The sequence below is a fragment of the Streptomyces sp. NPDC050617 genome, from assembly GCF_040654795.1.
Lineage (GTDB): Bacteria > Actinomycetota > Actinomycetes > Streptomycetales > Streptomycetaceae > Streptomyces.
On sequence record NZ_JBFAIS010000060.1, the window covers coordinates 1 to 9,199 of the forward strand.

General features: G+C 71.6%; 8 protein-coding genes and 1 pseudogene. All 9 read right to left on the minus strand.

Annotated elements, in window-relative coordinates:
- Positions 1-218, minus strand: a 218-nt coding sequence (locus tag AB0I49_RS37955) for a flavodoxin-dependent (E)-4-hydroxy-3-methylbut-2-enyl-diphosphate synthase (RefSeq protein ID WP_363231801.1), incomplete at its 3' end; no start/stop codon positions are given.
- A 4-nt stretch (positions 219-222) separates the two neighbouring features.
- A complete protein-coding gene (gene hpnH / locus AB0I49_RS37960) occupies positions 223-1,245 on the minus strand; it encodes an adenosyl-hopene transferase HpnH (RefSeq protein WP_363231802.1) in 1,023 nt (340 codons plus the stop codon).
- 5 nt (positions 1,246-1,250) lie between these two features.
- On the minus strand, positions 1,251-1,901 hold the full coding sequence (locus AB0I49_RS37965; RefSeq protein ID WP_363231803.1) for a 1-hydroxy-2-methyl-2-butenyl 4-diphosphate reductase: 651 nt from the start codon (positions 1,899-1,901) through the stop codon (positions 1,251-1,253).
- On the minus strand, positions 1,901-3,892 hold the full coding sequence (gene shc, locus AB0I49_RS37970; RefSeq protein WP_363231804.1) for a squalene--hopene cyclase: 1,992 nt from the start codon (positions 3,890-3,892) through the stop codon (positions 1,901-1,903). The genes AB0I49_RS37965 and shc overlap by 1 nt, the downstream gene beginning before the upstream one ends.
- Before the next feature lie 111 nt (positions 3,893-4,003).
- Positions 4,004-5,101: a polyprenyl synthetase family protein gene (locus AB0I49_RS37975; RefSeq protein WP_363231805.1), complete on the minus strand. Its 1,098-nt coding sequence runs from the start codon at positions 5,099-5,101 to the stop codon at positions 4,004-4,006.
- Positions 5,098-6,675, minus strand: a complete 1,578-nt coding sequence (gene hpnE / locus AB0I49_RS37980; RefSeq protein WP_363231806.1) for a hydroxysqualene dehydroxylase HpnE — start codon at positions 6,673-6,675, stop codon at positions 5,098-5,100. Before hpnE ends, AB0I49_RS37975 begins: the two co-directional genes overlap by 4 nt.
- Positions 6,676-6,772: 97 nt before the next feature.
- Positions 6,773-7,723, minus strand: a complete 951-nt coding sequence (hpnD, locus tag AB0I49_RS37985) for a presqualene diphosphate synthase HpnD (protein ID WP_363231807.1) — start codon at positions 7,721-7,723, stop codon at positions 6,773-6,775.
- Complete coding sequence (gene hpnC / locus AB0I49_RS37990; RefSeq protein ID WP_363231808.1) at positions 7,720-8,619, minus strand: squalene synthase HpnC; 900 nt, start codon at positions 8,617-8,619, stop codon at positions 7,720-7,722. Before hpnC ends, hpnD begins: the two co-directional genes overlap by 4 nt.
- A 415-nt stretch (positions 8,620-9,034) precedes the next feature.
- A pseudogene (locus AB0I49_RS37995) lies at positions 9,035-9,199 on the minus strand (ABC transporter ATP-binding protein); the annotation flags it as partial.

Below are 9,199 nucleotides of genomic sequence, written 5' to 3' on the forward strand. Positions count from 1 at the left end.
CGCACAATCTGACAGCCCGACGCCGTCAACTCGGCGATCTGCTGCAACGTCGCACCGACATCCGCCGTCACCGTCGTCGTCATCGACTGCACCGAAATCGGGGCGCCTCCGCCGACGGGGACCGGTCCGACCTGGATGCGCCGCGAGACGCGGCGCATCGCGAGCGGTCGGACCGGTACGTCGGGGAGCCCCAGCGAGACAGGGCCCACAGCGGTCATGGCGTCAGCCCCGGTTCCCGGCGACGGTCTCGCGGGCGGCGCGCAGCGACTCCTTCAGGGAGCCCATGGTCGCGAGGACGGCCGTCGGCTCGTAGCCGCAGTGCGCCATGCAGTTGTCGCACCGCGGGTCCTTGCCACGGCCGTACTTGCTCCAGTCGGTCTTCTCGATCAGCTCCCGGTAGGTGGGCACGTACCCGTCGCTCATCAGATAGCAGGGCCGCTGCCAGCCGAAGAGCGAGTAGTTGGGGATCGCCCAGGCGGTGCAGGGGAAGTCCGCCTTGCCTTCCAGGAAGTCGAGGAAGAGCGGGCTGTGGTTGAGCCTCCAGCGCCGCCGGTTGCCGCCGGCGAAGGCCTTCTTGAACAGCTCGCGGGTCTGCTCGACGCCCAGGAAGTGGTCCTGGTCGGGGGCCTTCTCGTAGGCGTAGGCGGGCGAGAGCATCATCTCGTCCACCTGCAGTTCGTCATTGAGGTAGTTGAGCACCTCGATGATCGTCTGCGGGGTGTCGGTGTTGAAGAAGGTCGAGTTGGTGGTGACCCGGAAGCCGCGCCGCTTGGCTTCCTTGATCGCCTCGACGGCTTCGTCGAAGACGCCTTCCTTGGCCACGGACTCGTCGTGGCGCTCGCGCATCCCGTCGATGTGGACCGCGAAGGCGAAATACGGGGAGGGTGTGAACTTCTCGATCTTCTTGCGCAGCAGCATCGCGTTGGTGCAGAGGAAGACGTACTTCTTCTTCGCCACGAGCTGCCGGACGATCTCGTCGATCTGCGGGTGCATCAGCGGCTCGCCGCCGGCGATGGAGACCATCGGCGCACCCGACTCCAGCACTGCGCCGACGGCCTGCGCGACCGGCATGCGCTGCTTCAGCACCCCGGCCGGGTGCTGGATCTTGCCACAGCCCTCACAGGAGAGATTGCAGGCGAAGAGCGGTTCGAGCTCGACGATCAGTGGGAACTTGTCCCGCTTCCGCAGCTTCTGTTCAAAGAGATACGTTCCGACCCGGATGGACTGGCGGAGCGGCATGGCCATCTAGCTCACCTCCTGGGGAGCAACAAAGAACGGTGCCATTCATAGAAAGCCGGAAGGACGGTGCGCAGTACGCGGAATGCTGATATTCCACCGCGCAAGGTCCCGATTCGGACGAGTTCATGTTCCGGAGCGTCCACGATCACTCGTACGGCCGCAACCGGACGGGGTCCGGAGCGGATGGCGGCGCGGAGCGTCGCGGCGGATTCCATGTCCACCGCGATGGCGCCCGCCGTGTGCAGGGCGGCCCGTTCGGCGCCCCGTACGACGTGGTCCGAGCCCACCAGGGGGCCCGTGTGGATGGTGCGCCCCGGTACGGCGCGGGCGAGCTCCTTGGCGAGCCGCTCGGTGCCGACGCACTCGATACGCCCGGTGGGGTCCTCGGTCTCCACGGCGACGACCAGATCGCCCGGATGCATTCCGGGGACCAGGCCGGCGCAGAAGCCGGTGGCGATGACGGCGGTCCGGCCGGCCGCCGCCTCGTCGCCGAGCGCCTGTGCGACGGCACGTTCCGCCGCCAGGGGCCCCATTCCGGTGCGCAGTACGGTCACGGGCCCGGCCGCGTCGCTTCGGTCGCCGCGCAGCGCGAGGCGTTCGATGCCGAGCGCACAGGCGATCAGCAGCGGTGCGGGTCGGGGGTCGCCCGTGCCTGGTGCCATCAGCTCTCCTGACGGCCGGCGGTGAAGAGGTCCCCGTGCACATAGCGGCCGAGGGCCGTGACGGGGAAGACCTGCCGGTACAGGTGGTAGTTGATGGAGAAGTCCCAGGGGAAGCCCGTACCGGTGAAGTACGGCTCGTCCCAGGACCCGTCCGGCAGCTGGGTCTCGGCCAGCCAGGCGACGCCGCGCTCGACGGCCTTGCCCTCCCGCTCGCCGGCCGCGAGGAGCGCCATCAGCGCCCAGGCGGTCTGCGAGGCGGAGGAGACGCCGCGCCCGACCCACTCGGGGTCGGCGTACGAGCGCAGGTCCTCGCCCCAGCCTCCGTCGTCGTTCTGCGCCCCTTCGAGCCAGGCCACGGCGCGCCGGACGGCCCGGTGCGAGGTGGGGATGCCGACGGCGGCGAGCGCGGGAAGCACGGATCCGGTGCCGTAGACGTAGTTGACGCCCCAGCGGCCGAACCAGGCGCCGTTCTCCTCCTGCTCGGCGAGGAGCCACTCGATGCCGCGCCGGGTGCGCGGGTCGTGCTGGAGGCCGACGGCGGCGAGCATCTCGACGACGTGGGCGGTGACGTCCGAGGACGGCGGGTCGATGACCTCGCCGAAGTCGCAGAACGGCAGCCGGTTGGGGAACGGGCTGGTGTTGTCGACGTCGAAGGCGGCCCACGCGCCGTTCTTCGACTGCATGCCGAGGTTCCAGCGCACGGCCCGGCGGACGGCGTCGTCGACGCGCTCGGCGTCGGGGTGGCGCACCCGCTTGAGGGCGAGCACGACCTCGGCGGTGTCGTCGATGTCCGGGTAGTTGTCGTTGTGGAACTCGAAGGCCCAGCCGCCGGGGGCGAGGCCGGGGCGCTTGACCGACCAGTCGCCGGGCCGGTCGATCTGCTCGTCCACCATCCAGCCGACGGCCTTGACGAGCGCCGGGTGGTCGGCGGGCACGCCGGCGTCGGCGAGCGCGATGGTGGCGAGGCAGGTGTCCCAGACCGGGGACTGGCACGCCTCGATCATCCGGCTGCCGTCCTCGCGCCACACCGCGAACCGGTCGAGCGACTCGAGTCCGGCGCGCAGCACCGGGTGGTCGAGGTCGTAGCCGAGGAGGTGCAGGGCGATGACGGAGTAGACGGCGGGCGGCTGGATGCCGCCCCAGCAGCCGTCGTTCTCCTGCCGCTCGATGATCCAGCGCGCCGCGGACTTCAGGGCCGCGCGGCGCAGCGGGCGGACGGTGAACTTCCGGTAGGCGTGCAGCGCCTTGTCCAGCCGCTGGAACGCGCCGTCCCAGCTGGCGGCCGGCGCCATCGGCCGCGGCGGGCTGGGCCGCAGCGGGTCGGTGTGCAGCTCGTCGAGCGGGAACGGCGCGGGCCGTACGGGCCGCAGCGCCGAGACGACGGTGAGCGGCACGATGGTCTGCCGGGCCCAGCAGCCGAAATCGTAGATGTTGAGCGGGAACCGCTTCGGCAGATACACGATCTCGGGCGGCAGTTCCGGCAGGTCCTCCCACTTCCACCAGCCGAAGAGGGCCAGCCAGATGCGGGTGAACACGCGGGAGGCGGCGATGCCGCCCTTGCCGCGGATCCAGGCGGACGCGGCGGCCATGTGGGCGTCGTCCGGCGCGTCGCCGGCGAGCCGCAGGGCCACATAGGCCTCGATGGTGGTCGAGAGCTCGCCAGGGCCTCCGTAGAAGGTGGCCCAGGTTCCGTCGGATCGTTGCTGCGACCGGATGAACGCTCCGGCCGCTTTCGTCGTCTTCTCGTCTTGGATACCCAGGAACTGACGGAGGAGGAGGTCCTCGGCGTCCATGGTGACGTTCGTCTCCAGGTCGCCCTTCCACCAGCCCTGTGGGTCCTGTTGTGCCAAAAGGTGTTCAACGGCGCGGGTCGTGGCCCGCTCGGCAGCCGCGAACACCTGGGGTGTCTCGCGGTTCAAAGCGATTCTCTCGCTGGCCGCGGCCGCCCGGGGATCCGCTGCCCCGGTGCTTCCGTCGGTCGTCGCTGTCATGGCTTCCCCTTCTGCAGTACGTCTTCATCTGCCGTCCTGGGGCTTCCGTCGGCCGGCGCCCCGGCTGGGCGCCGACCGGCGACTGCGATCGTTAGATCGGGTGAATGGGAATCATCTCTTTCGCACTACTACGAAGTCGGCGAGCGCGACGAACCGCGCCCGGACCTCTGCTTCCATGTCGACTCCGTCCAGAGCCGCGATGGCGGTGGCGTACTGGCGGCGGGCTTCCTGGGAGGTCCACTCCCGGCCGCCCGCCTCCTCGATCAACGCCGCCCGCTCGGCGAACTCATCCTCGTCGAAGTCGGCGATCTCGGTCTCGGTTTTTTTGGCGTCGGCGGTGAGCATCTCGCCGAGCCGCTCCGAGGCGGGGCCGCCTGCCGCGAGGGCGGCGACCACGGGGAGTGACTTCTTGCGCTGCCGCAGGTCGCTCCAGGTCTGTTTGCCGGTGGCCTCCGGGTCGCCCCAGATGCCGAGCAGGTCGTCGACGGCCTGGAAGGCGAGCCCGAGGTGGTAGCCGTACGCCTCCAGCGTGTCGGCCGTACGGTCGTCGGCGCCGCCGAGCACCGCGCCGATGGACGCGGCGCAGGCGAGCAGCGCGCCCGTCTTGTTGCCCTCCATCTCCAGGCACTCCTCGACGGTGACCCGCTCGCGGTGCTCGTAGGAGATGTCCTGGGCCTGGCCGTCGATGAGCTTGCGGGTGGCGGCGGTGAGCCGGCGGGTGGCGCGGCCGGCCTCGACGGTGCCGAGCTCCAGCAGGATTTCGTTGGCGAGTGCGAAGAGCGCGTCGCCGACGAGGATGGCCTGGGCCGGGCCGTGCACCTTCCAGACGGTGTCGCGGTGGCGGCGCTGCTCGTCGCCGTCCATCAGGTCGTCGTGCAGCAGCGAGAAGTTGTGCACGAGCTCCACGGCCACGGCGCCGGGGATGCCGGCTTCAGGGGGCCGGCCGGCGGCCTCCGCGGAGAGCAGGGCGAGGGCGGGGCGTACGGCCTTGCCGCCGTCGCCGTGCGCCGCGTGCCCTTCGGCGTCGATCCAGCCGAAGTGGTAGGCGGCCACGGTGTCCATGGGCGGTGCGAGCCGGTCCACGGCGGCACGCAGCACCGGCGTGGCAAGCGTCCGTCCGCGCTCCAGCAGCGCCAGGACTCCTGCGGTGTCGACAGCTGGGATCGCCGAAGTCACGGTCTCTCCTCTGTTAACGGTATGGGTGCTCATGCCGCCTCCTGCAACGGGAACGGGAGCGGGCGGCCCAGGCGGGAGAGGGCCGCGGCGGCGGCGCTCAGGCCGCTGCGGACAGCGCCCTCCATGGTCGCGGGCCAGCCGGTGGCGGTCCACGCTCCGGCCAGATACAGGCCGGGCGCGTTCGTGGGAGCGGACGGCCGCAGCCGTCCGACGCCGGGGGTGGGCGCGAACGTCGCGGTCCGTTCACGGGTGACGAAGAAGTCCCGGATCCCGGCCCCGCGGGCGGCGGGCAGCAGCCGCTCCAGCTCCGGCAAGTACTTGGCGCGCAGTTCGGCGACCGGGCGGTCGATGTCGTCCTGGGCAGCGGACTGGGACACCGCCAGGTACTGGCAGCCCCGGCCGTCGGGGGTGTCGCCGAGGCCGGAGGTGTCGGTGCGGTCGAAGACCCACTGCACGGGGCTGCCGAGCGCGGTGAAGAACGGCCGACGGAGCACCTTGCGATCGTAAATGACGTGCAGGTTGAGGATCGGTGCGGTGCCGATGTCCAGCAGCCGGTCGGGGTCGTCGAGGGCGCCGTCGGGAAGCAGCCCGTGTGTCTCGCGCTGCGGTACGGCGAGGACGACGGTGTCCGCTGCGAGCCGCTCGGCGCCGGCGTCGGACTCCACGTCGACGTGCCAGCCGCCGTCGGCGGTGCGGGCGAGCGCGGTGGCGCGGGTGCGCAGTTCGGTGCGTACGCCGGCCTTGTCGAGGGCGGCGCGGGCCCGGGTGTCGTGGAGTTCGCCGAGCGGCGCCCGGGCCCAGCCGATGTCTGCGGCGCCGGGGGCGGAGAGCAGCCCGGTCTTGAAGACCTTGGCGGCGAGGCCCAGCGAGGCGTGGCCGGCGGGGGCGTTGAGGGTGGGGATTCCCACGAGGTCCCAGAGCGCTTCGACGGCGCGGTCCGACTGGCCGTGGCGGTGCAGCCAGGTGGCGAAGTCCTCGCCGTCCAGGGCCGGGTCGGCGGGGTCGAGGCCGCCGAGCGCGAGGGCGGCGCGGCCCACGTTGGCGCGCTCGGCGAGGGAGAGGTGCGGGTATGTCGCCAGGCTGGCCGCGAGGTGCAGTGGTACGGGCAGCGCGGTGCGGCGCAGCCGTCCGAGCCGGGGGCCGCGGGGGTGGCCGACGTCGAGGACGGGCACGTCCAAACGGTCCTGCAGGGGCGCGAGGGCGAGCGCGTCGACGCGCTCCAGGAACCATTGGTAGGCGGTGCAGCAGCGGAGGTAGACGTGCTGGCCGTTGTCGATGGTCAGTTCGCCGCGGGTGAAGGAGAAGGCGAGGCCGCCGAGCCGGGGCCGGCCCTCGACCAGGGTGACCCGCAGTCCCTCGTCGGCGAGGGCGAGGGCGGCCGTCACTCCGGCGAGGCCGCCGCCGACGACCACCGCGGAGCCTTCGCCGCGCGCCGGATCGTGTCCCCGAGCGTCCTTCGGGCGTGGCGCGTCGCGGGGCGTGCCGGCCCCGGGGCCGCGCTGCCCGCCCCCGCTCGGTTGCTCTGCCGCCGGCCGGGCCGGCCCGTCGGAGCGGCCCGCCGTCCGCGCGCTGTGCCGGTCGGGCCGGGCCGTTGTGCGTGGCGTCATGCGCCCACCCCCTCGGCTGGTGAAGTCAGGGACGCGTCAGTCCGGCGGAGGGTTGCGTACCGCTTGGACCACGTGTCCACGTGGGTCGTACGGGCCATCAAGCGCGCCCCCTGGCGGTGCGCCGGGAGACGGTGCGGGCGTCGAGTCCGGAGAGGCCGCGCACGGCGACGTACGCCTTCTCGTGTCCGGGCAGAGAGACGCGGCCGCGCAGGACGGCCGCGGGGTCGCGGGCGATGCGGTCCAGCAGTCTGCGGTAGATCCCGGCCATGGCGGCGACACACGCGCCGCTGCGCCGGTCGAGCATGGGCAGCAGTTGGAACCCCTCGGCGAAGAGGGCTCGGGCCCGCCGGACCTCGAAGTGCACGAGGCCGGTGAAGTCCGATCCGGCCGGGGGCGTCGAGGAGTGGAACCCGGCGGCGCACCCGAACTTGGCGAGGTCGTCGGCGGGCAGATATGTGCGTCCATTGCCCGCGTCTTCGTGCACATCTCTCAGAATATTTGTCAGTTGCAGAGCAAGCCCGAGCGTATCGGCGTACTCGGGAGCGCGCTCGGTGCCGCGCGCGCCGGGCACGGTGCCGAACACGCCCAGCGACAGCCGGCCGATGGCTCCGGCCACGCAGCGGCAGTAGATCTTCAGGTCGTCCCAGGTCTCGTAGGTCTCCCCGCGCACATCCATCAGCACCCCGTCGATGAGCTCGTCGAGCCCGCCGAGCGGGAGGTCGAAGCGGCGGGCGGCGTCCGCGAGCGCGACGGCCACCGGGTCGGTGTCGTCCTCGGCGACCGCGCCCTCCTTGACGCGGCCGAGCAGCGCGCGGGTCTCCTCCAGCCGGGCGTGTTTGGCGGCGGGCTCCAGTGTCCCGTCGCCGATGTCGTCCACGCGCCGGGAGAACGCGTACAGCGCGGACATCGCATGCCGCTTCTCGGTCGGCAGCAGCCTGATGCCGTAGGCGAAGTTACGGGCCTGCTGCCCGGTGACGGCCTCGCAATAGCTGTACGCGGCGAGTACCGGCGCGGACGCGTGCGGCGATCCGTTCACGGTCCCGCTCACCCCTCTCTTCGCAGTGTCGCCCCCACCTCGCGCAGCAGGCTGAGCTTGGTGGGCTTGGGAGGTCCAGGGAGAACATCGTGCCCGGCGGCGGCGACCGCGTTCAGCGCGGCCCTTCCCCCGGCCACGAATCCCGCGAGCAACAGCTTCAGCCTGCCGTGGACGCTACCCACCAGGGGGGTGCCTTCATTCAGCAGCTCCCCGGCGCGTTGCGCCTCGTACGCGACCAGTGCGCGCACTGACGCGCCGCCGCTCGGAGCGGCGAGATCGGACTCGGTGACGCCGAATCGCGCCATGTCCTCGGCCGGGAGATAGATGCGGTCGCGCGCGAGGTCCTCGGCGACATCCTGCAGGTGTTCGACGATCTGCAAGGCGGTGCAGACCGCGTCCGAGCGGCGGATCCGCTCGGGGCTTGCGGTGCCGGTGATGCCGAGCACGAGGCGGCCCACGGGGTTGGCGGACAGCTCGCAGTAGGCGAGGAGTTCGCCGTACGTGGCGTAGCGGCGCACGTGCTGGTCCTGGCGGTTGGCCTCGATCAGGCCGCGGAAGGGTTCGGGGGTGAGCCCGCACCGGTGCACGGTGGGCCCGAGCGCGCGCAGCAGGGGGTGGCGCGGGGCGGGGCCGTGGCGGTCGAAGACGCGGGCGAGGTCGGTCTCGAGGGCGTCGAGCATGGCGAGGCGGTCGTCGACGCGGTCGCGGGTGAGGCCGAGCAGTTCGGCGTCCCGGCCGCCGGGGGCGAGGTCGCCGTCGCCGATGTCGTCGACGAGTCGGGCGTAGCCGTAGACGGCCATGAGGTCGGCGCGCCAGGCGCGCGGCACGAAGAAGGGCGCCACGGGGAAGTTCTCGGAGGCAGCCTTGCCGAGTACGGCCCGCTCATGCGCGTCCGTCGCGGCGCTCACCGAGGACTGCCCGGACCAGGGGCGGCTGCTGCGCCTTTTATCCGGAGAGTTCCCATAGCCATTGCCGTCACATCTCCCGTTCTACACTGCCGACCCAGAACATCCTATTTCGGACACGCCGCAGGCCCGTCCGCCCCCCGGACAGCTCCTCGGCGGCGGGCGGCGACACTTTCCACCCGGCCTGCCGCGAATCAGCACCGGTACAGCGTACGCCGTACAAGTTCCCGGCGTACGCGGGGGTACAACCTTGATCGGTTGAACACCGGGAAGGGCGCGAATCTTCCCTCCAACCAGGACAGTTGGCCAATTCACCAGCGCACAAGCGGGGGCGACGCGCCGTCAGGGACGCGCAGGGCCCCCGCCGGCGGTCCGGCGGGGGCCCTTGTCGCACGCGCGCCCGAGGGCGGGCGGGGAGTCAGCGGTTGGTTTCCTTCTCGTACGCCTTGATGACCTCGTCCGTCGGACCGTCCATCAGCAGCTCACCCCGCTCCAGCCACAGCACCCGGTCACAGGTGTCCCGGATCGACTTGTTGTTGTGACTGACCAGGAACACCGTCCCCGCCTCCTTGCGCAGCTCCCG